We start from the raw sequence: 23,586 nt of genomic DNA on the forward strand, positions 1-23,586 counted from the left end.
CCTCCAATGATACTGGTACTAATATTGCTGTCTAATTATTAATTCTTCATTCTTTATTTAATTCCTTCCTATTTTCCATAAAAAATAAATTGGTAAGGTTTTAATTACCTCACCAATTTATTTTCAAAGCTAGGTTTTTCCTCATTTTTATTGTTTAACCCTAAATATTGGGCAATTATTTCCTTGGCCACAGGGGATGCATATCCTCCTGAACCACCTTGGAATATAACAGTTGCCACCGCAATTTGAGGGTCATCATAAGGTGCATAAGCCACATACCAAGCATAATTATCATATTCTTCTCCATTATAGTTACCACCATCAGGATTATTCCCATCCCTTTCAGCAGTTCCTGTCTTCGCCGCTACTTTAACAGGAAACCCTACGAAACCAGCACTTGAAGATTTAGTAACCTCAGCCATACCTTTTTGTACATGAGTTAGATTATTATAATCATTGAGATTAACCCTCGTAGTCTCCCTCTTACCTAATTCTTTAACCTCATCATTGTCATAACCAAGAACCTTATCTATTATACTAACGTTATGTCTATATCCACCATTAGCTATAGTCGCTATATAGTTAGCCATTTGAATAGGTGTATACTTATTATCCCCTTGTCCAATAGTAACATTTAGAGTATCACCAATTTTCCATCCTGCATAATTTAAATAAGTGTATTTTATCATATCTACAAGATTTACTCCTATGCCATCTATCCTTCTCAATCCATCAAATCCTAGTTCATCTAATCTGCTTACTACCTGACCTCTAGTCAATATTTCCTCAAGTTCAACCCAATTTGATATTTGGTCTATTTTCTCATCTAATTCCTGCTTTGTAAATGTTAAATCATCTTTTATATAAAAGTGAAGATTATTCTTTAAATATGACTTTAAACTTCTTTTACTTTGCTCGACCTTATCTATTGGATTTGGAACTCTACCAGAAGCTTCACCATCTATTTCTATACCTGTCTTATCATTTAAGCCGAACTCCTTGCCAAGTCGAATAATATCATCAATTTCTACCTTGACATTTAATTTTTTCCCAGTTCTTTGGTTTTCACCTAAAGCAAGACTGAAGAAATAATAGTTACATGAATCCTTTATTGCATCATATAAATTCTCGTATCCGTGAGTTCCACCATAATCATTCCAATACCAGCATCCAAATCTAGTGTTACCAATTTCTACATAACCTCTATCATTAATCTCATATTCAGGATCAAGTCCTAACTCTAATCCTGCTAATGCAGTAAGCATTTTAAATGTAGAACCTGGCTGTACGGCTGTTTTTATAGCTACATTAAACAATGGCAGTCCATCTTCTTCATATTCAGGCTTTAAACTTTCCCAGTCAGCATTAGATATCCCAGTAGCAAATAAATTAGGGTCGTAGGATGGATAGTTAGCCATTGCTAAAACCTCTCCTGTTTTTACATCTATTGCTACTACTGCTCCTTGATTTGCAAATTTATAGGCCCTGCTATAATTATAGTTTCCCCATTCACTCTCAAATTCTCCACCTATTCGTATCTGCTCTAATGCTTGCTTCAATGAATCCTCTGCTACTTTCTGTAGCTTTGAGTCCATAGTTAAATAAATATTGTCTCCTGGAATAGCTTTTGTTTCTTCAATTACTTTTATTGTATTACCAAAGGCATCAACTTCAACTCTTTTTGCACCATCGACTCCATTGAGTAATTTTTCGTATTTTTTTTCAATACCTATTTTACCTATAATGTCGTTGGGGGAATAATCATCACGATCCACTAAAAACTCTTGTATTTCATAAGACTGAGATATTTTCCCCATATATCCTAATGTATGGGCTGCCAATTGTCCATTTGGATAATATCTAACTGGCTCAACAGATATCTCTACGCCCTTCATTTCTACATTGTTTTCTTCAATTTCAGCAATAGTTTTATTCTCAATACCATATGCAATATTTATTGGTTCATATGCCTTATATCCTTGTTTATTTAGCTGTTCAATAATAACTAATATATATCTAGCCTCATATTTAGTTAATTCTTCGTTTATATCATAATCATCTCTTAATTTTTGGAATACTTCTTCTATACTGCTATCTACAGAAACATTATATTTTTTAAGCCAATCCACCTTATTCTTATAGGGTACATACTCCCAATTAGATACAGTTATTTGCGGATTTACACCTTTTTCTAAAATTAGTTTTTGAACTTGATATTTAATATCATCATTGGTTATTACCTCATCCAAAACACCATATTTATCACTTAAATGGAATAATGCTTCTTTAGCACTCAACTCATCTGGAAGTTCTTCATCCCCTAAGGAGTTAAACTCATCCTTTGCTTCATCACTAATATATTCAATAATAACTTCGCCTGACTCTTCATTTGCTGTTATCTTTACCGGAGCATTAACCCCATCTTCTTCCAGTTTAGATCTTAACATATCGGCTACAATTATTTTGTTTTCGTCTTTTTCAAATATTTGATTTAATAGCTCTACACCCAGTGTTTCTTTTGCAATACTAATAAAATCCTCTTTAGCGTCAGAGTCCATAGTTATATTGCTAAATTCTGATGCTAGACTTCTTTTTATTGTGTTATAATCTCTATCATAATTTAAAGAATAAGGAATTAAATCAATCCCAAAGGTCATGCCCTTGCTTTCTAACAATTCATAGGATAACTTCCTAGCCACTGAATTGCTTAATATCTTTCTTAGTATATTCTCATTATCGTTAATAAGACTTATTAGAGTGTTTTTTGCTGTTAAATGTTGTTCAATATTATTTTCCCTTTTCCACTTTTCAATATCTTTCTTAGTATCAAATTGAAACTCAACCTCTCCTTCTTTATCCAAACTAACTAATATAGGAGCGTCTATACCTTCTTTTCTTAATACCAGTCTTGCTTTCTCACCAATTATAAAAGAAAAAATCTTATCTTTACTTAACTCTTCATAGTGGATTTCTAGAAATTCACCTATAAACCCTTGATTAACAATCGTATCTATAATTAATTCCTCGGCACTATCTACATTATATGAATCTTCATAATCTTCGTTAAACTGAAATTCATTGAATTTGATAGGGAATTCATCTATATAACTTTCTCCCTCTTTTTCAAGTATTCTCACTAAATTAAGAATAATATCGTTTCTATTAACACTTTTACTGTTTAGCTCATCCTTTAATATCTGAACTGTAAAGCTTGGCTTATTGCCAGCTAGAAGTCTTCCATATCTATCCCTAATCTCTCCTCTTGGTGCAGTTATAGAAAGCTCCCTCAATCTTTTATCATCTGATTTTTCCCTTAGCTCGTCCCCTCGAACAACGGTAAGGGTTGCAAGTTTGAAAAAGAGAACTAGGAGCATAGATACTAAAATAATAGATAAAATATTATATCTATTTTTTAATTGTTTTAATAGCTTCAAACTTAACACCCTCTCTACTTTCTAAAGCTAAATTCTGGTTTCCTAAATATATGAGTTATAAGTTTATAGATTGGAAATGCTAAAATGAGATTATATATCATTTCCAAGAAAACTATCTCTTTAAAGACCTTATTGAAGCTTATATCTACCGATAGAAAGAACATTAAGAAGTAAAATAGAATATAAAAGCATATTGTAGCTCCAAATGTGAAAATTAAGGCTATTAAGGAGTTTTCCTTATATACTTTATTATCAATTAGACCAATGGTATATCCGATAATAAAGTAAATAAGTGCATATATTCCTATTACTTCATTAAACATTAAATCTTGTAAAAGTCCCATAGATATACCCATAATACCCCCTACTTTTTTACCTTTTAGTAAGGCAATAATAACTATAATTATTAGGGTGGTATTTGGAACTACACCTGCAATCCTGAAATGTTGAAGTATAGTCGTCTGCAATAAAAAATTTGAAATAATCAATACAAAATAATAGAAAAAACTCAATTGCCTAACCCCTTTATTTTTTAGTTCCAGTAACCACGTAAACATTATGAATATTTTTGAAATCTATAACTGGCTCAACATATATACTTTCAATCAAGTCCTCTTGCTTCTTTTCAAACTTAACAATCTTACCTATATATAATCCTTCTACAAAAATTCCTCCAAGACCAGAAGTTAATAGCTTGTCTCCATCAATTACATTAGCTTCACTATCAAAAAGATATCCCTTCATCTCTCCATCTAAGCTACCTGAAAGCATTCCTCCATCTTGAGTTCTAATTATCTTATAACTTACGCTACTACCCTCATCTATTATTGACATTACCTTAGCCCAATTATCTCCAACCTCTGATATTCTACCAATCAGACCTTCTTCAACAACATTCTCTTCTATTCTTACTGCTTGGATAACTGGATCACCTTTTTTAATTCCATCATTTGTACCTTTATCAATCATAAATCTGTCAAACCAATTACCAGGGTCTTTTCCAGATACCTTAGCAGAAACGAAAACAAAATCTGTTTGTTTTTTAAGTTCAGCTTCATCTCTTAAGAAATCTGTTCTCATAATTATATCTTCATATTTTCTATTCAGTTCCTTTAATTGTGAGTTTTCTTTAGAAAGGAGTTCATTTTCTTCTTTAAGATTACCTAAATTACCAATAGATTCAATAGTACCTGAAACCCCTTCTCCTATATTATTAAAAAATTTTTGGACAGGAGTAATTATTTTTCCCACTGTATTCTCAATAAACGTTATTTTAGTCCTTCCATTTGCTGTAATTCCAATAATGATAATAAGAATGATAGTAACACTTGTTACTATCATCCTGCTTGCATATTTTTTTAACTTGGACATTCAATATCACCAACTTAATTTTACTTTCTTTGATTATGTGAAACCTTTCTTAATGTATCAATATTATCTAAAGCTTTACCAGTTCCCAAAGCTACACAGTCTAAAGGATTTTCAGCTATATTAACTGGCATTCCTGTTTCCTTCTTGATTAATCTGTCTAGCCCATTCAATAGAGCTCCTCCACCTGTTAACATAATTCCTAGCTCCATTATATCAGAAGCCAACTCTGGTGGTGTCTTTTCAAGGGTATACTTAATGGCATCAATTATATTCATTATTGGTTCTTTCATAGCATCGTGTATTTCTGTAGATGTAATTGTAATATTTTTTGGCAATCCAGATATTAAATCTCTACCTCTAATCTGCATACTCTCTTCTTTGCCATTTGTATCAGCTGATCCTATTGTAATTTTAACTTCTTCAGCTGTTCTTTCCCCTATCATCAAACTATATGCTTTCTTAATATATTGAACTATTGATTCGTCAAGTTCATCCCCTGCTATTCTAATAGATTTGCTAGTTACAATTCCGCCTAAGGATATGATAGCAACCTCAGTTGTTCCTCCACCAATATCTACAACCATGCTCCCTGTCGGTTCTTCTACGGGTAGTCCAGCACCAATAGCAGCAGCCATCGGCTCTTCGATAAGGTACGCATGTCTATCTCTAGCTCCAGCTTGAACAGATGCTTCTTCTACTGCTCTTTTTTCAACTTCAGTTACACCAGATGGAACACAGACTACAACTCTAGGTTGTACAAAAGTCCTTCTTGGATATACCTTCTTAATAAAATATTTTAACATACTCTGCGTTACATCAAAATCTGCAATAACACCATCTTTAAGTGGTCTAATTGCAACTATATTTCCAGGAGTTCTACCAATCATTCTTTTAGCTTCTTCTCCCACTGCTAATACTTCTTTTGTATTCGTCTGTATTGCTACTACAGAAGGTTCTCTTATAATTATTCCCTTTCCCTTTATAAAAACAAGTGTATTTGCTGTTCCTAAGTCAATTCCCATGTCTTTAGAAAACAACCCGAATATTCCCATTGCCTTCTACTCCTTCCTATCCTTATCTTTCGATTATTATATTTATTTCAGTGAACACTAAATGATATTCTTTTCCTTCAAACTACTATATTTACCATCTCCAATAATAATATGGTCAAGGATCTTTATTCCAATAATATCTCCACATTCAATCAGTCTATTTGTCACATTTATATCCTCTTTACTGGGATAAGGATCTCCACTTGGATGATTGTGAACTAAGATGATCGATGCTGCACTTCTTTTGATAGCAACATTAAACACTTCTCTTGGATGTACTATTGAAGAGCTAAGACTACCTATTGAAATATCCTTAATAACAATAATTTGATTTTTAGTGTCTAGTAGTATTATCTTGAAAAATTCCTTTTTTAAGTATCTCATTTCTTCCATAAGAATATTTATAACATCCTTAGGTGAAGTAATTTTAATTTTGCTTTCTCCTGTAGCTGCAGATATTCTTTTGACAAGTTCCAATGTAGATATAATCTGTGATGCCTTACACTTTCCTATTCCATTTATTGAGGTAAGCTCTTCAAAAGACAATTCTGTCAGATAAGCGATTCCTCTTTTGTCTAAAGCCAATAATTCCTGCGATATTTCTATTGCTGTTTTTTCTCTATTTCCTGTCCTTATAATTATTGCCAAAAGTTCAGAATTAGATAATGCTTTAACACCATATTTATAAAGTTTTTCTCTCGGTCTTTCATCCTCTGGTAGGTCTTTAATTGTGTAACCAGTATTTTTAATCATAACTCCTCCACTATAATATTTTTTGAAATATTCCTTTTTAAAATACCATTGTACTTTAAAATTTATATCCTATTAAAAATATGGAATTATTTCACTAATATTATAATTTTCAAAGAAGAGGAAAGTCAAAATACTTTTCTAATAAATAATCTACCTTTGATATGGGAAGTCCTACTATATTTGAATATGAACCTTCTATCCAATCCACTAATATAGATCCATACCCTTGAATACCATAACTTCCTGCCTTGTCTTTGTACTCACCAGTTGATAAGTACCTCTTAAGTTTTTCCTGTGATAGATTTCTAAATTTTACTCTAGTCTTACTATAGCTAACTACTTTTTTTAACGTCCCAACTTGAATTAAACATATTCCTGTTAATACTAAATGCTCTTTTCCATTCAAGGACATTAACATATCCATTGCTTCTTCTTCATTATCAGGCTTACCTAAGACTTTATCTTTATAAACAATAGTATCAGCTGCAAGAATTATTTCATTGTTATTATATCTGTCTGCTACATCTTGAGCTTTTTGAAATGCCAATGACATTACAATCTGTTCTGGTATTTCATTTTCTCTTATCTTCTCTTCAATATTACTTGAAGACACCTCAATATCTATGTTAAATCTAGACATTAAATCTTTACGTCTAGGAGATGAAGATGCTAATATTAATTTTTTCACAAAACCACCTACAAATTTATAGTTTTTTATACAATAAAAAGGCCAAAACTAATCCTATTGCACTTGCAACGTTTACATCTATCATTAACCCAAATGTTAAATCTAATACATTTAAATCTAGATGTAATGGCGTTGATAGACCTATAGGATAGCTATATCCTAAAAATGCTACAGAATCACCTAAAATATCTCCTATTACTCCTCCAATTACTAAACCTACTGCTAACACTATCAATAATACTAATGGATTTCTTCCGCTTGACCTCATTCTCTTCCTCCTTATCTTGCTCTAATAGTTTATGATTTTTGAAAAGTTTTTCTCAAAGGTTCTAGTTATCATTATAGAGCTTAACCCCACAAAATAACCTGTGAATAGACTAACTAGTGACATTATAGGGAGATAAGAAAATATCTTTATATTCTCCATAATTATACTAGCTACACCTATTTGAGCTATATTATGGGCCATGGCTCCAAAGATACTTACTCCAATTAAGCTAAAAAAGTTTTTGAAAAATTTAAACACTATTCCCATAACTATTACACTTAATATGGCTCCAGCAAGGCTATAAAATAGTCCTGAAAAACCCCCTGTTGCCAAAGCAAAGGTTAAACTTCTTATAACTGCCACTGCAAAAGCCTCTTTAAATCCAAAAATCACCAGTGTAGTTAGTACTACCATATTAGACAATCCTAACTTAGCTCCCGGCGCTAGAAAAGGCACTGGCATTGTAGATTCTATTATACTAAGAGCTAAGCCTACAGATACTAATAACGATAAAAAAACAAGTTTTTTGATTCGACTCATAATTTCACACTTTCTTTAATGACTTATATAATCAAAGTCAGTATTGTTATTTCCTTCAGTAACAATTTCTATTACTAAATGATTTGGTAAACATACTATTACTTCTCCTGCATTGGATATCCAGCCTTGCTTAACATCCAGCTTGTCGGGACAATCTGCATCAATAACTCTAACTCTATCTTTATCAAACTCAATAGTATTATGACCGAACTTAGAGTTTATTTCTAACGTCTCTCCAGCCATATTGGGACCAAGGGAGACCTTCTTATATTCCTCTCCATCAATCTCAATAATAACATACTTTGTACCGTTATTGAATGCTCCACTTTTAACTATATATAAGCCAGAAATACTTATGATGATAATAAATACAATTAGTAGCTTGTCCCATTTGGTCATTTTCGTCATATAAAACATCCTTTTAATGTATTTTAATAGTCTCTAAATATGTTAAAAGTATACAATTCCACAATCATAGTTTACCATTTCCACAGTCCATTTACAAGTTACAATTTTTACATTATATCTTATCTTTAGCTATTAATATCATTGAATTTTTTTCACTTGTTTTTTCAATTTATTATATACAATAAAATATCATTTTAAATGATAATGTTTAATCATAAAATTGATTATATGAAGCAACAAAAAATGGAATGCTTCTTTTAATAAGACATTCCATTTCCACAATATTACATAGCCATCTTTCTACACTCTTCTGCACATTGACGACATATTTCAGCACACTTTTTACAATGATTAGTTTGCATTTTTCCACACTCTTGTGCACATAAATCACAGATTTCAGCGCATTCTTTGCAAACATGTTTAGCATGAACGCTACCTCTAGACATAAACTTCATAGCGATATCACATACGTCTATACAGTCATTAAGTAATTCAATACACTTCACCATACTTTTTACATCTTCTTCTCTAAGGCACAATGTTCTACATTCTTCACAAGCTTGTAAGCATTTCTTGCATTCATCTAAACAAGTTTGCATATTTTCATTACCTAGGTTGCCAACTAAACTCATTTATTATCACCTCCGAGGTTATTATTACCTTTTGGAAGAGTAATTATGAACTTAGTTCCTTTATTTTTTTCACTAATTACTTCTATTATTCCATTATGCGCTTGTACTAGTTTTTCAGTAATTGTCAGACCAATTCCTGAGCCACCAGTATCCCTATTTCTTGACATATCACCTCTATACAATCTCTTGAATATATATGGTAAGTCCTCTTTATTAATTCCAATGCCAGTATCTTCGACCTCTAGTATTATATTACTATTTGTTGAATTGGCTTTAACTCTTATTGTATCTCCTTTTCTTGTGAATTTAATAGCATTAGATATTAGATTTATTAATATCTGATTGATTTTATCTGGATCAGCTGAGATTGTTATATTAGTCTCTAAATCACTCTCCAGATTAATTTCTTTTTTATTAAATTCTAGTCTAAACCTATCTAAAACTTCTTTTATTATATACGAAATATCAACTTCTCTTTTTTGTAACTCTATTTTATGATTTTCAATATCAACTAAGTATTTGAGTTCTTCAACTAAATTAATTAATCTATCGACCTCTCCCTTAAAAATACTTAGTCTTTCTTTAGAAGGCTCCCAAATACCATCTAGCATTGCTTCTATATGACTATTTAGAACTGTCAACGGAGTCCTTAGCTCATGGGATATATCTGTTGTTAATCTTTTCCTTAATTTTTGTTGTTCCTGTAATGATAAGGCTAAATGATTTATAGAATTGGATAACTCTTTAAACTCAATTATTTTACTGTCCTCATTTATTCTTATATTTAGCTTACCTTTACGTATATCATTTGAAGCCCTATTAATCTTTAAAACAGGCTTAGATATAATCTTCGAGAAATAAATACCTAACAAAACTGCAATAATTATTGAAAAAACAGATGAATATATGATTGAATTATTTATGCTTTTAGTAAACTCTATTTCACTTTCAGTGATTGTAAAAGGTCCCATATATCCTAGTTCCAGAGTCCCCACCTTTTTATTCAATGCAGATATATTATACTTCTCAGTCTTATAATCTTTACTACCTGTATAGTCTCCCGTAGACATCCCCATCATATTATGACCCATTCTATTCATCATGTCCATATGATTTTCCATCATAGAGTTTGTCATTTGTGACTGATATACAATATTACCATCACTATCCCTAATTGTAATATCAAAGTCCCTTGCAAGAGATGAATTTGCAATATATTGCAATCCTTCTTCAGTCCATCCATTTTCTTCATCATATGATTTCTTGATAAGAGCTATTATTTCATTTATTTTATCTTGTTGCTCACTCTCCATATATTCATCGAACTTATTAAACAAAGTTACATTCATAATTACACTAACTAATATTATAGAAGCTACTATCGCTACTAACATTAGTATAATTACTCTAGACCTAAGTTTATTTATCATTTTGACCTCCAATAAACTTATAACCTAATCCATAAACTGTCTTTATATATTTAGAATTATTATCTTCAATTTTATTCCTTAGATTCTTAATATGTGTATCTATGGTTCTATCAAACCCCTCATAGTCATACCCTAAAATTTTCTGAACTAAATCTTCGCGACTAAATGTTCTACCTACATTAGAACCTAGTAACAATAATATTTTTAATTCTGTTGGAGTTACCTCCACAGTTTCACCATTTTTCATAACTTCTTTTTTAACTTTGTCAATTACTAACTTGCCCTTATTAAACTCTAATATATTAGCTTTTATTCTATCATCTGATATCCTTCTAAATATTGCTCTAATCCTTGCCATTAACTCTCTTGGACTAAATGGTTTTGTAATATAATCATCGGCTCCAATGTCTAAACCAGTTATTCTATCATCTTCTTCTACCTTAGCTGTTAACATCAATATTGGAACTTGTGATTTCAATCTAACCTTCTTACATACAGCTTCACCAGACAAATCTGGAAGCATCAAATCTAGTACGATTAAATCTATATCTTCTTCATCAAAAATTTTAAGAGCTTTTTTTCCATTAAAGGCTTTAAATACCTTATATTCATCCTTTTGCAAATATGCTTCAAGTACATTTACTATTTCTTCCTCATCATCTACAATTAGAATACTTCGTTCTTCTAAACTCATATTATCACCTCAATTAATTAACCTTATCCTATTATAATAGACTGTTTTTATAATGTCTTCATTCACATTATACTCATTTTTTATTGGTAATAACAATTTTTCGAAAAAAACTTAATAAGCTATGGATTTAATCCATAGCTTATTTTATCTACTCACTTAACTTCTAGTTACCCCAAAAGTTGCCCATCATTCCATTACCATGTCCATATCTATTTCCATTTCTATCTTCATAGTCGCTATCTGAATGACATCCTGCTGCCCCTCCCATTGAATTATGCATCTCAATCATTTCCTCTCTACCAATTGATTCCATCATTTGTGCCATGCTATCATATCCATTTTCTCTCATTATTCTAATCATTTCTTGATAGTCTTCTTCACTTAGATCATTCATTATTTCATCCATAGCTTCATAGTTTCCTGTTTGCATGTTTCTTGCCATATCATTAAAACCATTATCTCTCATTATTTTGACCATATCTTGAAAAACATCTTTTGATGGATTGTTAGAACTATTGATATTGAAGTTTGTATTACTTAACTCTTTATTCCCTGACTGATTTGTTTCTTTTTCTATTTGAATATTGTTTTTTGTGTCTTTTTCAATTATCCTGGTCTCATTATCCAATTCACTTGCAAGTACAACTCCACCAATTGACACTAATGAAATGATTGCAATACTTACCATTGTTATAGTTTTAAATTTCATAATTTTTGCCTCCCTCTATTGTTTTCAATTAATAAGTAATCTTATCTCTTAATTAAATTATAGTATAGAAGTTTGAAGAAAATATGAAGATAAAAAGATATCTATCATTATTTTTTTCACTAATCTATGAATTTCCACTCTCAATGTCACCATGCCATTCACTCATACCCGGTATAACTTTAATAATGTGTTCAAATCCACTTTCAGCAAATATTTTAGTTGACATTTGTACTCGTCTTCCAGTTCTACATACTAAATAGTACTCTTCTTTCTTATCCAGCTCCTCAATTGAATTTTTTAAATTACTTAGGGGATGTGAAATAGCACCTGGTATGTGACCATTTACATATTCATCAGTCTCTCTAATATCAATAATACTAATGTCACTTTCCTTTTTTCTTTTTTGAAGTCCTCTGCTGTCTATAGTTTCATATCTAAAGTTAGATCCTAATTTTTTTCGTCTAAATATCATAATATATACACCCTCCTATAATTAAATTATACCCAATAAAATTGAAGAAAATATAAAGATGAAAAATTTAGTTTTATGATTAATTCATACCCTAGTAGGGTATATTTTAAAATAATTACAATAAAAATGCTTATAATAACTTTAACAATGATTTTTATTAATAGACGCTTAAAAATATTATAAGTAAATAGGGAGGAATAAATATGGACATTAATTACAAAGTATCTACTTCAAAGTCTTTTAACGAAGCAGTTTCCAGTTTAAAAGAAAATCTATCTAATTATAACTTTGGTGTATTGTGGGAGTTGAATTTTAAAGATAAATTTAATGAAAAGGGATTAGAGTTTGCTAGCAACTTCATGATTTTTGAAGTTTGTAATCCTTCTAAGGCTAAGGAAGTCCTTGAACAAAACATAGAGATTGGATTCTTTCTTCCATGTAAGCTTGTTGTTTTTGAGAAAGAGGATAAAGTCTTTATTGGTATGCCTAAGCCTACCCAATTGATTGGTATGTTTGAAGAAAAACAATTGACTAGTGTGGCTAAGGAAGTAGAAGAAGAGCTTAAATCAGCAATAAATGATGCTATCTGATAAATTTATATCTTAAAAACTAAATAAGAAATTTTCTTACCTAAAAGGCACCCATCTGTAAAATATATGATGAGTGCCTTATTATTATATATATTTATTTTTTAAGAAGCTTCATTCTTGCTCTATATTCTTCTTCGTTTATTTCTCCTAATGCAAATCTTTCTCTTACAATTGAAGCTGCATTATTTGATGTGATGTTTGAGGATTTTGTTTTTTTGACTAATTTGTAAACTAATATAATTATACCTACAAATACTAGTACTTTAACTAAACCTATTCCTAGCATCCACCACCAAGCATTTGGATTATTATATCCAAAGTATGAAGACATAAATCCACAACCCATATCCTATACCTCCCCGTTAATCTCTAAGTATGTTTTTCTTTCTCTCATACTCTTCTTCACTTATTTCTCCCTTTGCATATCTTTCCTTAAGAATATCAAGGGCATTATTGCTTCTATGATGGTATCTATCTCTTGTATTGATATTGCTATCTCTAACAAATAAATAGATTATTAATCCTATAATCAGTAGGCTAATAAATCCTCCGCCCATCATTCCAAATCCCATCATATAAATACCTCCTTTTTTTATCCTAATTAAAGTATACAAAAACTTTATGAAGAAATTATGAAGCTATAAAAAGTATAGGTGTAGTTCTCTATGATTTCATAACTGAATATATTAAATCGTACTAACTTATTATAATCGAAGCCTAGTAGTCTAGGAGTTTACCATCCTCTTGAAGCTCCTCCGCCGCCAGAAGAGCCTCCGCCGCCAGAGTTACCATCATTTCCTCCACCTCTTCCTCCTCTAGAAATCATTCTTAGAATTGTAAAGGTGAAGAATCCACGGAAAAATATCATATCAAGAATAATAAGTATTACAACTACAATCCCAATAATAATCTTAAAGAAAGCATTTAATGGGCCTTCTTCTTCATTAGAGCCGTCTGACGTTGAGTGGTCATCATTAAGATTGCTACTTTTATTATCTATATTGACATTGTATTCATCTTCTATTTCTCCAATAAATTCATTAAATGCATTATAAACTCCTGTATCATAATCTCCTTCTTGAAAAGCAGGTACTAAGTATTGATCACTTATTCTACCTACTTTACCATCGGGAATAGCTCCTTCTAGTCCATATCCTACTTCAACTCTTAGTCTCTGTTCATTAGGAGCTATCAGTATTAATAATCCATTGTTTTTCTCACTTCCGCCAATTCCCCATTCTCTAAACATTGTGACTGCATATTCATCTACACTTCTACCATCCAATGAATTCACAGTTGCCACAACAATTTGAGCTTCTGTCTTCTCATAAAGGGACTCATTGACGGAAACAATATAATCTTCAGTTGTTGAATCGAGGATATTAGCACCATCATAAACATAGAATTCTATGCTAGGCTTAGGAATATCAAAATCATCAGCTATAACTAAACCATATGGTAATACTAAGACTAGAATTATACTTATAAATATTATGGATTTTAGAAAAGTAGGAGCCTTAAATCTAAAATTCATTAATTTCACTGCCCCACCTCCTAATCAAACTTAACTTCTGGATTCTCTTGGTCCTCTTCAGATACCTCAAAATATTCTCTTTTTTCAATATTAAACATAGATGCAATAATGTTTGTAGGGAATTTTCTAATTTTATTATTTAACCCTTGAACTGACTCATTATAATCCATTCTTGCAACAGCTATTCTATTTTCAGTTCCTGCTAACTCATCCTGTAACTGAATAAAGTTTTTATCAGACTTTAGTTCTGGATATCTTTCTACTACAACATTTAAGCCTTGTAGTGCAGTGCTTAAATTAGCATTTGCATTTGCTAATTCCTGTGGTGAATTAGCTACCATAACCTTACTTCTTGCTTCAGTAACCTTTGTTAAGACCTCTTGCTCTTGATTAGCAAAACCTTTTACAGTTTCAACTAAATTAGGAATCAAATCAGATCTTCTTTTTAATTGATTCTCAACCTGTGCCCAATTTGAGTTTACCTCTTCATCTAATGAAACTAAAGAGTTGTAAGTTCCTGCAAATATCATTATTGGTAATACAACTACTAAAAGTATAACTACAGCTACTATTATCAATGTCTTTTTCATTTTATGAACCCCCTCATTTTTTTAATTTTATTTTTTTAATGACTAGATATTATATGATTATATCATACAATATGCATCCTATGTACTCACTATAACATAAATGTAATATTAGTAAGTATTATTCATTTAATATACCTATATATTATTCCAACTACTCTTTTATAAAATACAGTTCCTACTAAATAGAATCTTTCATACTTAAAGAATTATAGTTTAAGAGGCTTCTATCAACCAGAAGCCTCAGAAAAACTAGTTTATTGAAACAACCTTATAACCTATTTCGTCTATCGCTGACTCAAACTTAGCATCCTCTACTTCATGGGCTAATTCAACCTCTGCCTTCTTTGTTTCTACATCAACAACCGCTGATTTAACTCCACATATTTCCTCTAATGCTTTTTTTGTATGAGCTGCGCAATGTCCGCAAGACATACCTTCAATAATTAAAGTTTTCTTCATAATCTCACCTCCTTCAAATATCTACCTTAATGGATCTGATAGAATTTTTACCATCTCAAATCCTGATTTGCTTTTATTTTGTATAGATTTATCAATAACTCTTAGTAAAAAGAATGAAATTAATAGTGATACTCCTCCAAATGCCACTCCTAAAAGCTCAATATTATTAATGCCTAGTGTACTTCCAATATTTAATCCAATTGTTATACTTCCAATCATCAGAATTAAAGGTACTACATAAACAATAAATGCTGTTCTTAAGACTGAGCTTGTTGCCATCTGAATTTCTACATAATCACCTGACTCAGCATTAGCACTATTTTTTATATTTACAATTGTCCCTGAAACATTACACGATCCTTCACAACTTGTGCATTTATCTCCACAAGCTGATACCCTTCTTACAATTACCTTTGCCTTATCTTTATCTGTATTAACAACAAATCCAATTTTATCCACAAAATCACCTTCTATTTTCTATGACTTGGTTTAAATCCTTTTAGTCTTAATGCATTAGTCAAAACTGACACAGAACTTAGTGACATAGCACCAGCTGCTATCATAGGGTTTAACCTTGGTCCTCCAAATAATAGTAATAAACCAGCAGCTATCGGAATCCCAGCGGTGTTGTATCCAAATGCCCAAAATAGATTTTGCTTAATGTTTCTGATGGTTGCTTTACTTAGTTGTATTGCAGTAACTACATCCATGATGTCACTTTTCATTAATACTATATCTGCTGATTCCATAGCAACGTCTGTTCCTGATCCTATAGCTAATCCTACGTCAGCCTGTGCAAGAGCAGGAGCATCATTTATACCATCTCCAACCATAGCTACTATTTTACCTCCATCCTGTAACTTTTTAACTTCACTTGCTTTATCCTCTGGTAAAACCTCAGCTAAAACTATATCTATGCCTACTTGCTTTGCTATTGCTTCGGCTGTCTTTCTATTGTCTCCAGTTATCATTGCCACTTCTATTCCCATTTCATGAAGTGTCTTAATAGCTTTTGCACTTGTTTCTTTCACTACATCGGCCACTGCTATAATTCCTGCCAATACCCCATTTATAGCAATAAACATCGGAGTCTTTCCTTCACTTGCCAATCTATCTGAGGCTTCCTGTAGTGATAATTTAATATTTCTATCATCCATTAATTTTTTGTTCCCTAAAAGAATATCTCTTCCTTCAATTGTTACTTCTATACCATGACCTGGAATAGCTTCAAATTTTTCTATTTGCTTAAATTCAAGATTTTTTTCTTCTGCTTCTCTAACTATTGCTTCACCTAATGGGTGTTCAGATCCCTTTTCCGCAGAAGCAGCTATTTCTAAAACTTCATCTTTATTATATTCATTTGAAATTACTACATCAGTTACTTTTGGTTTGCCTTCAGTTATTGTTCCTGTCTTATCGAATACAATAGTCTGAATTTTATGTGCTGTTTCAAGAGGAATACCTCCTTTAATTAGCACACCATAATCTGCTCCTTTACCAGTACCTACCATTATGGCGGTTGGGGTTGCTAAACCTAATGCACATGGGCAAGCAATAACTAGAACTGAAATAAATATTGTTAATGCAAATACTCCTGATGATCCAGATATAAACCATGCTAGACCCGCAAGTATTGCTATACCAATAACTACAGGTACAAAATATCCTGATATTACATCGGCCATTTTAGCTATTGGTGCCTTTGAACCTTGGGCTTCTTCAACTAGTTTTATTATTTGAGATAAAGCTGTATCTTTACCTACTTTTGTTGCCTTAAATTTAATTGTACCATTTTTATTTAAACTAGCACCTATTACTTTATCTTCAACATTTTTTTCAACAGGAATACTCTCTCCAGTTAACATTGACTCATCCACAGAAGTATGACCTTCTACAACCATTCCGTCAACTGGAATTTTTTCACCTGGCTTAACTAATATAACATCTTCAACTTCAACTTCCTCTATTGGAATTGTAGTCTCTTTGCCATCCTTAATAACTATTGCAGTTTTAGGCTGTAGTCCCATAAGTTTTTTAATAGCTTCTGAAGTTTTTCCTTTTGTAACTGATTCTAAGTATTTACCTAGCAGGATTAAAGTAATGATTACTCCTGCAGTTTCAAAATAAAGGTCATTTGCAAATTCTAAATCCCCTTGTGCTATTTTAATGGTTCCATATATCCCATAGGAAATTGCTGCTAGAGTACCTATTGCAATTAGCGAATCCATATTTGGACTTCTCTTAAATAGTGTTTTAAATCCAATTGTATAGAACTTATACCCTGCAATTACAACAGGTGCTGTAAGTAATAACTGTGCGAGAGCAAAATTTAAAGGATATTCTTCTGGATTTATGAAACCTGGTAGTGGTAATCCTAACATATGGCCCATTGCAATATATAGTAAAGGAATTGAGAACACAGCTGAAGTTATAAACTTTTTCCATAATGTTTTCATTTCCTTTTCCCTACGCTCTTTTTCTGAATCTACCTTTTCATCAGCTTGAATATCTAATACCTTATATCCAGCATTTTTAACTGCAGTCTTTATATCAGAAATCTTTGTTATTTGTGGATTATAGTTTACACTGGCCTTTTCAGTCGCAAAATTTACCGAGACCTCGGTAACTCCCTCAAGCTTTTTAATTTCTTTTTCGACTGCTTTTGCACAAGATGCACAACTCATACCACCTATAGGTATTATAATTTTTCTACCCTCTGCTTCTTCTTCAGCACTATAGCCAGCATCTTTTACTGAATTTTTTATTTCTTCTAAGCTAGTTTGACTTTCATCAAACACTACATTTAGTTTTTCAATGGCAAAGTTAACATTAGCTTCCTTTACACCATTGACTTTATTTACATTCCGCTCCACTGCATTAGCACAGGATGCGCAAGTCATTCCATTTATTTTTAATATCTCTTTTTTCATTAAAACTCCCTCCTTCAAAGTCATTTTTCTTTGCTTTCCCCACCCCTTATGCGAGGGGGTGTTTTTACTGTAACATATTATTTCTTCATTTGTCAAATATTTTTTGCGAAATTCCCTTTTTATATCCAATTTGAAAAGAAATATTATTATAATGTTTTACTTAAAAATTCTTGAGTTAATCTTGTTAAAAATTACAAAATGCAATTCACTCATCAATTAACTAAATCCAAATCCAATAATAAGATAAAATGGATACTATAATCAAACTAATTATAGCTATAATTTCTCTTGCATTTAATGAATAGTTTTTATTTATTTCTTTATCTTGTGATAAACTTTTCCTCTTCAGTTTAGTCATTATTATAAGAGAAATAATAATGATAACAATACTAGTAACATGGGCTACAGTCAATGGACCAATTACTATTGGATTCACTCTAAAAAATTCAACTATGAATCTATTAATTGAAAAGCCTATTAGATAAGTAAAGAATAATTGACCATCATATCTAATTGATTTTCTCCTACTCCAAAGAATTCCAAAAAGTATAAAGTTTAAAACAGCTTCATATATTTGAGCAGGATGTAGTAACACTCCATTTAAGTTTATACCCCAAAAATATTCTTTTATCATCTCTATACCAAATACGTCACAACCGATTCTTCCTATTCCTTGGCCTAATATTATTCCTGGTGCAACAATATCAGCAATCTTCCAAATATTAATTTTTTTCACCTTTGCATATACTACCGTAGTTATTATTCCTGCAATTAGAGCTCCTTGGATAGATAAACCACCATCTCTAAATGCAAGGATTTTGATTGGATTATTAATATAATAATCTAGATTAAATACTAGTACATAGTATAATCTTGCTCCTAGTACCCCAGAAATTATTGCGTACAAAATAAAGTTTACTAGTGTATCCACATTGTAATTTCTTCTCTTTGCCTCTTTCATAGCAACTAAATATCCTGCTAGCATACCCAACGCTATAAAAAAACCGAACATATAAATGCTAAATCCACCAATATTAAATAATACTTTCATTCAATTAATCACCTCTTTGTTTTATTTCTTGCTTAATATGTCAGCAACTCTTTACTCTAAAATTAGCATTTTATTTCTAAACTAGTATAATATAAATTAATGCAAAAACAATGCCAACATAAAAAGACTCAGAAATCTGAGCCTTAAATTATATTCATACTTAAGTATCTTTCTCCTGTATCTGGAGCAATAGCTAATATTTTCTTTCCTGGTCCTAGTTTTTTAGCCACCTGTAGTGCCACAAAGGTAGATGCCCCAGCAGATATGCCACATAAGATTCCTTCTTTCTTAGCTAAATCCTGAGTTGTTTTTATTGCATCTTCATCACTAACATGCTTAATTTCGTTATATATATCTCTATTAAGAGTATCTGGTATAAACCCCGGACCTGTTCCTACAATTTTATGTGGCCCTGGTTTTCCTCCTGCTATTACAGGAGAGTTTTCAGATTCAACTACATATATCTTTAAATTTGGTAAATGCTCTCTAAGAACTTCTCCAGTGCCACTAATGGTTCCTCCTGTTCCCGCTGTGGCAACAAACACATCTAAATCATTATCAAAGTCATTTAAGATTTCTAAAGCTGTTGATTTCTTATGAACCTCTGGATTTGCAATATTTGTAAATTGATTTGGCATAAAGCTGTTAGGAATTTCCTCCAAAAGTTCATTGGCTTTGTCTAAACAACCTTGCATTAATAGTTCTCCTGGAGTCAGCATCACTTCTGCGCCATAAGATTTGAGCAGTTGTACCCTCTCTGCTGTAGCAGTTTCAGGCATAATAATAATTGCTCTATATCCTTTTGAAGCTGCAACCATAGCTATTCCTATTCCAGTATTTCCCGAAGTTGGTTCAATAATTGTTCCACCTTCTTTAATTAAACCATTAATTTCCCCTTCAGCTATCATATTATAAGCAGCTCTATCCTTTACTGAACTACTTGGATTAAAGCTCTCTAGCTTTATATACACATCTGCTGAGTTATCGTCAGTTAATCTACTCAATTTTACAATGGGTGTATTTCCTATCAATTCTGTTATATTATTTACAATCACCTTATCACCTTCCATTCAGTTTCTAATAATATTTTAACCTTTTAAATGAGGATTCTTCTCATAATTCATTTTAAAAAACAGATTGAAATTTTATGGAATCATAAAGTCTCATAGTACAAACAAAATATTTTTTCCAAGGTTATATTAGAGTTACTATCTACAAAGTAATTCTTTATTCTTAAACTTATTTTCTTTTCTTAAATTTATTGATAAGTTTGATTTATGTTTGTTATTGAAATTATATATTTTATATTGTTAAACTAAATATGTCCATGATTCTATACTAACACCACTAATTATCAAACATATTACTTATATCTGTACTCCCATTTATAAATCCTAATGATCCAGATAAATCTGCAAACTCTTGTAAAACGCCTTTATTTAAATCAGTCGTAAAAGCTACTCTATTAAATGAGTTATTAATAATATTTCGCTCTATATCTTGATTAGTTATTTCTTTAATCTTACTTCCAATGATATTAATTGATTCTTCTTTATTATTGTTTATGAAGTTAATAGCATCTTCATGGGCTTCTAAAAACTCATTTACTGCCTCAGTATTTTCCTCTAGAAAATCTTTCCTTACAACTAGAATAGTTGCAGGTAAATTGCCCTCCCATGGTAGCTCATCTGAATCTCTTAACACTTCTACTATTCCTTCTGCTTCCATTACTGACGCCCATGGCTCTGATACAATTGCTGCATCAATTTGATTCTGCTGGAATAAACCAATCATAGTTGAAGGTTTCTGAGTAATTCTCTTAACTGTACCTCCATTTTCTTCTGTTGCCATGTTGTTTTCTTGTAATATCTTTCTAAGAAGAAGGTCATGGGTGCATCCTGTTGAAGGAGTAGCCACTATCTTTCCTCCTAAATCCTTTATATCATGTATTCCAGCATCCTTACGGACTATTAAAACATTTTCTCCTTTACTAGAATTAGAGATAGCTACTACCTCTCCACCCTGTAAATATCTATTTAATACAGGACCTGGACCAACATATCCAATATCTATCTGTTCAGTAGCCAATGCATCCATAAATAATGATCCATTTGGAAAAGTACTAGTGCTAATCTTATAGTCTCCCATTTTTTCTGCAAATAACCCTTTTTCAATACCTACCATTGCTGGACCATGGGATATTCTTGGAAAATAACCTATTTTAATTTCTGATACATCTTTAGTTTCTGTGCCACATGCTGCTAATAATAGTATAAGTGCTAATACAATTGATATCACCTTTATATTCTTTTTCATTTTAATCCTCCTTAATTATTTAATAATCCCCATCTTTCTAATACTCTTCCTTCTAGCTTTTTAAAAATTAGATTATCAGTTATAAATCCTGTAAGAGCTATCATTATCATTACAGATAAGACAGTTTGCATATTACCCATATCCCGTCCCCACATTAGTATTTGCCCCAAACCTTTACCAGTTCCTAATATTTCAGCAGCCATTAAAGCTCTCCAACAAAATGCCCATGCTAGTCTCATACCTGTAATAATATGAGGTATAGATGCAGGTACAATTACCTTTGCAAACATTTTGATATTTTTATATCCTAAGTTTTTAGCACATCTAATAAATTCAGGTGAAACATTCTTTATTCCAGTTGATGAGCTAATAATCATATTCCAAATACCACCTATTACAACAACGAAAATTATTGAAGGTTCTCCTAGCTTAAACCACAATATAGCCAGTGGCAACCAAACTACACTTGGAACTGATTGAAATGATAAAACTAAAGAACCAAAGGTCTCATCTAAAGTCTTATTTGATGCTAGGATAACACCAATTGAAGCACCTAATATTGTGGCAATAAAATAGCCTATTAATAGCCTTCTTATGCTATGAAGTAATGCTATTGTATATGTCCCATCTTTAATTCCACTCCAAAGGGTTTTGAATACTTGTAGGGGAGAAGGGAACATAAATTCTGGCCATACTCCTATTTTATATACCACCTCCCATAGTATTATTGCGCTCACTAGGAACATTATCCTTTTCAAGTTTGTACTCATATCCTAACTCCTCTCTTGCCACCTTTTCTATTTCCTTCTTTAGCTTTTTAAAAACTTGTTGCTCCTTATAATAGATATCACTATTAGTCGATGCCCTAGGATGGGATATATCAATATTAATTTCATCGATAATTCTACTTGGTCTTGTTCCCATAATAATGACTTTATCTGATAATTTTACTGCTTCTCTAATATTATGGGTTACAAAAATAATAGTTTTCTTAGTTTCCATCCATATTTGTTGCAATTCATTATGTAGCAACAATCTAGTTTGTTCATCTAGGGCAGAAAAAGGTTCATCCATTAATAAGATTTCTGGATCCATAACAAGACTTCTGGCTAAAGAAACCCTTTGCTTCATACCTCCAGATAACTCATGAGGATAATGATTTTTAAACTTATTTAGGTGCACCTTCTTTAGAATATTAGTAACCTTATCTTCGATTTCTTTAGAAGAATAATTTAAATTTTTTAATCCAAAACTCACATTATCCTTTACTGTTAACCAAGGAAATAAAGCTGCGTTTTGAAATACCATAATCCTATCTGTATCAGTTCCTTGTATTTCTTTATCATTGATTAAAATCTTACCTTTTGTCGGTTTATCTAAACCACATACTATATTTATTAACGTTGATTTTCCACATCCTGATGGTCCTATTAGTGATATAAATTCTCCTCGATTAATTTTTAAATTTATATCTTTAAGAACCTCTATATTGCTATAGCTTTTATGGATATTCCTAATTTCAATCATGTCTTCCTCCTAATCCCTAGTATTCCAGTATGTTTTTGTGTATTTAACAGTATGATATATTAGATGATTGTGCATGTCAAGATGTTTCTCAGAAAATTAATATGTTGAAAGATTCTGAATTTATCATATGTATATGGT

General features: G+C 31.4%; 27 protein-coding genes. 1 reads left to right on the forward strand and 26 read right to left on the reverse strand.

The window, feature by feature from the left end; all coding sequences use genetic code 11:
• Positions 1-104: 104 nt before the first annotated feature.
• The 14 genes from JMO20_RS15760 to JMO20_RS15825 all read right to left on the reverse strand — a co-directional run bounded on the left by JMO20_RS15760 (position 105) and on the right by JMO20_RS15825 (position 12,451).
• Positions 105-3,434, reverse strand: a complete 3,330-nt coding sequence (locus tag JMO20_RS15760) for a penicillin-binding transpeptidase domain-containing protein (protein WP_202710661.1) — start codon at positions 3,432-3,434, stop codon at positions 105-107.
• 14 nt (positions 3,435-3,448) lie between these two features.
• On the reverse strand, positions 3,449-3,991 hold the full coding sequence (gene mreD, locus JMO20_RS15765; protein WP_279380157.1) for a rod shape-determining protein MreD: 543 nt from the start codon (positions 3,989-3,991) through the stop codon (positions 3,449-3,451).
• On the reverse strand, positions 3,960-4,805 hold the full coding sequence (gene mreC / locus JMO20_RS15770; RefSeq protein WP_202710663.1) for a rod shape-determining protein MreC: 846 nt from the start codon (positions 4,803-4,805) through the stop codon (positions 3,960-3,962). Before mreC ends, mreD begins: the two co-directional genes overlap by 32 nt.
• A gap of 20 nt (positions 4,806-4,825) precedes the next feature.
• Positions 4,826-5,857: a rod shape-determining protein gene (locus tag JMO20_RS15775; protein WP_202710664.1), complete on the reverse strand. Its 1,032-nt coding sequence runs from the start codon at positions 5,855-5,857 to the stop codon at positions 4,826-4,828.
• Between the two features lie 57 nt (positions 5,858-5,914).
• Positions 5,915-6,610, reverse strand: coding sequence for a RadC family protein (radC, locus tag JMO20_RS15780; RefSeq protein ID WP_202710665.1), 696 nt, complete (start codon positions 6,608-6,610; stop codon positions 5,915-5,917).
• Between the two features lie 109 nt (positions 6,611-6,719).
• The gene (locus JMO20_RS15785; RefSeq protein ID WP_202710666.1) at positions 6,720-7,298 is read right to left on the reverse strand and encodes a Maf family nucleotide pyrophosphatase; all 579 of its coding nucleotides are present in this window, start codon (positions 7,296-7,298) and stop codon (positions 6,720-6,722) included.
• 16 nt (positions 7,299-7,314) lie between these two features.
• Entirely contained in the window at positions 7,315-7,566 is a 252-nt protein-coding gene (locus tag JMO20_RS15790) for a DUF4321 domain-containing protein (protein WP_202710667.1), read from the reverse strand.
• Positions 7,567-7,587: 21 nt separating this feature from the next.
• On the reverse strand, positions 7,588-8,106 hold the full coding sequence (locus JMO20_RS15795; RefSeq protein WP_202710668.1) for a Gx transporter family protein: 519 nt from the start codon (positions 8,104-8,106) through the stop codon (positions 7,588-7,590).
• A 15-nt stretch (positions 8,107-8,121) separates the two neighbouring features.
• A complete protein-coding gene (locus JMO20_RS15800) occupies positions 8,122-8,514 on the reverse strand; it encodes a NusG domain II-containing protein (protein WP_243414788.1) in 393 nt (130 codons plus the stop codon).
• A gap of 284 nt (positions 8,515-8,798) precedes the next feature.
• On the reverse strand, positions 8,799-9,146 hold the full coding sequence (locus tag JMO20_RS15805) for a four-helix bundle copper-binding protein (RefSeq protein ID WP_202710669.1): 348 nt from the start codon (positions 9,144-9,146) through the stop codon (positions 8,799-8,801).
• On the reverse strand, positions 9,143-10,576 hold the full coding sequence (locus tag JMO20_RS15810; protein ID WP_202710670.1) for a sensor histidine kinase: 1,434 nt from the start codon (positions 10,574-10,576) through the stop codon (positions 9,143-9,145). The genes JMO20_RS15805 and JMO20_RS15810 overlap by 4 nt, the downstream gene beginning before the upstream one ends.
• A complete protein-coding gene (locus JMO20_RS15815; RefSeq protein WP_202710671.1) occupies positions 10,566-11,270 on the reverse strand; it encodes a response regulator transcription factor in 705 nt (234 codons plus the stop codon). Before JMO20_RS15815 ends, JMO20_RS15810 begins: the two co-directional genes overlap by 11 nt.
• 163 nt (positions 11,271-11,433) lie before the next feature.
• Entirely contained in the window at positions 11,434-11,979 is a 546-nt protein-coding gene (locus tag JMO20_RS15820; RefSeq protein WP_202710672.1) for a hypothetical protein, read from the reverse strand.
• A 124-nt stretch (positions 11,980-12,103) separates the two neighbouring features.
• Entirely contained in the window at positions 12,104-12,451 is a 348-nt protein-coding gene (locus JMO20_RS15825) for a rhodanese-like domain-containing protein (RefSeq protein WP_202710673.1), read from the reverse strand.
• A gap of 203 nt (positions 12,452-12,654) precedes the next feature.
• Between JMO20_RS15825 and JMO20_RS15830 the strand changes: the two genes are divergently transcribed.
• Entirely contained in the window at positions 12,655-13,041 is a 387-nt protein-coding gene (locus tag JMO20_RS15830; protein ID WP_202710674.1) for a DUF302 domain-containing protein, read from the forward strand.
• Between the two features lie 94 nt (positions 13,042-13,135).
• On the opposite strand, the gene JMO20_RS15835 is transcribed toward JMO20_RS15830, so the two are convergent.
• The 12 genes from JMO20_RS15835 to JMO20_RS15890 form a co-directional block, all read right to left on the reverse strand.
• Positions 13,136-13,387 carry an SHOCT domain-containing protein gene (locus tag JMO20_RS15835; RefSeq protein WP_202710675.1) on the reverse strand — a complete coding sequence of 84 codons (252 nt, stop codon included), beginning with the start codon at positions 13,385-13,387 and terminating at the stop codon, positions 13,136-13,138.
• Positions 13,388-13,403: 16 nt separating this feature from the next.
• Positions 13,404-13,616 (reverse strand): SHOCT domain-containing protein, encoded by a 213-nt coding sequence (locus tag JMO20_RS15840; protein WP_243414791.1) that lies wholly within the window; start codon positions 13,614-13,616, stop codon positions 13,404-13,406.
• Between the two features lie 158 nt (positions 13,617-13,774).
• Entirely contained in the window at positions 13,775-14,575 is an 801-nt protein-coding gene (locus tag JMO20_RS15845) for a TPM domain-containing protein (protein ID WP_243414794.1), read from the reverse strand.
• 20 nt (positions 14,576-14,595) lie between these two features.
• Positions 14,596-15,165: a LemA family protein gene (locus tag JMO20_RS15850; RefSeq protein WP_202710677.1), complete on the reverse strand. Its 570-nt coding sequence runs from the start codon at positions 15,163-15,165 to the stop codon at positions 14,596-14,598.
• Between the two features lie 249 nt (positions 15,166-15,414).
• Positions 15,415-15,624: a heavy-metal-associated domain-containing protein gene (locus JMO20_RS15855; protein WP_207753529.1), complete on the reverse strand. Its 210-nt coding sequence runs from the start codon at positions 15,622-15,624 to the stop codon at positions 15,415-15,417.
• Positions 15,625-15,645: 21 nt separating this feature from the next.
• Entirely contained in the window at positions 15,646-16,083 is a 438-nt protein-coding gene (locus JMO20_RS15860) for a SoxR reducing system RseC family protein (RefSeq protein ID WP_202710678.1), read from the reverse strand.
• Between the two features lie 11 nt (positions 16,084-16,094).
• The gene (locus JMO20_RS15865; RefSeq protein WP_202710679.1) at positions 16,095-18,554 is read right to left on the reverse strand and encodes a heavy metal translocating P-type ATPase; all 2,460 of its coding nucleotides are present in this window, start codon (positions 18,552-18,554) and stop codon (positions 16,095-16,097) included.
• Positions 18,555-18,774: 220 nt separating this feature from the next.
• Positions 18,775-19,605 carry a prolipoprotein diacylglyceryl transferase gene (lgt, locus tag JMO20_RS15870; protein ID WP_202710680.1) on the reverse strand — a complete coding sequence of 277 codons (831 nt, stop codon included), beginning with the start codon at positions 19,603-19,605 and terminating at the stop codon, positions 18,775-18,777.
• 143 nt (positions 19,606-19,748) lie between these two features.
• The gene (gene cysK / locus JMO20_RS15875) at positions 19,749-20,660 is read right to left on the reverse strand and encodes a cysteine synthase A (RefSeq protein WP_341534045.1); all 912 of its coding nucleotides are present in this window, start codon (positions 20,658-20,660) and stop codon (positions 19,749-19,751) included.
• Between the two features lie 292 nt (positions 20,661-20,952).
• The gene (locus JMO20_RS15880; RefSeq protein WP_202710682.1) at positions 20,953-21,921 is read right to left on the reverse strand and encodes an aliphatic sulfonate ABC transporter substrate-binding protein; all 969 of its coding nucleotides are present in this window, start codon (positions 21,919-21,921) and stop codon (positions 20,953-20,955) included.
• An 11-nt stretch (positions 21,922-21,932) separates the two neighbouring features.
• Entirely contained in the window at positions 21,933-22,634 is a 702-nt protein-coding gene (locus JMO20_RS15885; protein ID WP_341534046.1) for an ABC transporter permease, read from the reverse strand.
• Positions 22,624-23,448 (reverse strand): ABC transporter ATP-binding protein, encoded by an 825-nt coding sequence (locus JMO20_RS15890; RefSeq protein ID WP_202710684.1) that lies wholly within the window; start codon positions 23,446-23,448, stop codon positions 22,624-22,626. The genes JMO20_RS15885 and JMO20_RS15890 overlap by 11 nt, the downstream gene beginning before the upstream one ends.
• Positions 23,449-23,586 lie beyond the last annotated feature (138 nt).

The organism is Sporosalibacterium faouarense, assembly GCF_016765695.1.
In the GTDB taxonomy this organism is placed as follows: Bacteria; Bacillota; Clostridia; order Tissierellales; family VENL01; genus Sporosalibacterium; species Sporosalibacterium faouarense.